Raw genomic sequence first — 1519 nt, 5'->3', positions numbered from 1 at the left:
CAGTTTTTTTGTAGGCAAGCGCCCCGAAGGGTCGTATACTAAAAAGAAAAGGGGCGATATCGCCATGCTTGGCAAAGCCGAAAATCACCGATTGGATCAAGTGACCGTTGCTGTGGAAGACCTCGTGCCTGCTGACCACTTTCTTCGGACCATCGATGCGATGATTGATTTCCGGTTCATTGACGAGCAACTGGCTCCGTATTATTCGCCGACCGTCGGTCGGCCGTCGATTCCGCCGATCACCTTGTTTAAAATGATGTTTATTGGCTATTTCTACGGCATCCGCTCGGAACGGCAGCTGGAAAAAGAGCTCCAGACAAACGTGGCTTACCGGTGGTTTCTTGGTTTCTCATTGACGGACCGTATTCCGGATCATTCCACGATCAGCTGGAACCGGCAGACCCGATTTCTCGATACGACCGTCTTCGAGGACATTTTTGATACCATCGTCCGGCAGGCGGACGCGCATGGCCTGGTCGACGGGCGGATTTTATTGACCGACTCCACCCACGTGAAAGCCAATGCCAACAAAAACAAGTTTCTGCGAAAAGCGAAATCGCCCAAAGTGCCCGTTTACCTGGACGAATTGGAAGCAGATGTTCAAGCCCACCGAGAAGCAGAAGGAAAAAAGCATTGGGACCGCGGAAGGAGGGGAAGTCCGCTCCCACCACGATGACCCGGGTCAGCCGGACCGATTCGGATAGTGGCTTTTTGATGCGGGATGGCAAGCCACAGGGGTTTTTTTACCTGGACCACCGCACGGTGGACGCTAAACATAACATCATCACAGACACCTATATCACGCCGGGCAACGTGCATGATGCCGATCCTTACTTGGAGCGCCTCGAGGTCCAACGGGCCAAATTCGGCTTTCAGGTGGAGGCAGTGGCGCTCGACGCCGGCTACTTCACCGCGTATTTATGCAAAAAACTCGAGGAGCAGGGCATCTACGCCGTCATGGGATACCGGCGCCCGGGGAAAAGCGGCCCGTACATGCCGAAACGCAAATTTCGTTTTGTCCCGCAGAAAAAAACGTATGTCTGCCCGATGGGCTGCCTGTTGACCTATCGCACGACGGACCGGAACGGCTATCGGCACTATCGTTCCCGCCCCCAGGACTGCCAGGGCTGCCCGCTGCGGGAGGATTGTTTCTCCCCATCGGCGACGTCCCGGGTGGTGAGCCGGCATTTATGGGAAGACTTCAAGGACCGGGTCCGCGCCCGGAAACGGACGAACACCGGGAAAGCATTGTACCACTTACGGACCCAGACCGTGGAACGCAGTTTTGGAGACGCCAAGGAACTCCATGCGTTTCGGTATGCCCGATGCCGAGGACACTCGTCTGTGCAGGAACAGGCATATCTGACCGCTACCTGCCAGAATATGAAAAAAATGGCCCTCGTTCTCGCCAACCAGGCGACATAGAGGGCAACATTTTTGAGGCACCAGCCAAAAAAGAACGTGGATCGAACGATCCACGAACAAACATGACGCTTTTATTTTGTTTCTCAACAATCTG

General features: G+C 54.6%; 1 protein-coding gene. It reads left to right on the top strand.

What is annotated here, in order from left to right; genetic code table 11:
- Nucleotides 1–64: 64 nt before the first annotated feature.
- Nucleotides 65–1425 (top strand): IS1182 family transposase gene (locus ACTRXI_RS16275; protein WP_474264282.1). Its coding sequence is split into 2 segments (ribosomal slippage): nucleotides 65–632 and nucleotides 632–1425, totalling 1362 coding nucleotides; the frame shifts between segments, so codons are not numbered across the junction.
- Nucleotides 1426–1519: the final 94 nt, after the last annotated feature.

This window comes from Marinococcus sp. LNHM4E3-1 (assembly GCF_056034405.1).
This window is presented reverse-complemented; position numbering and strand designations above follow the sequence as displayed.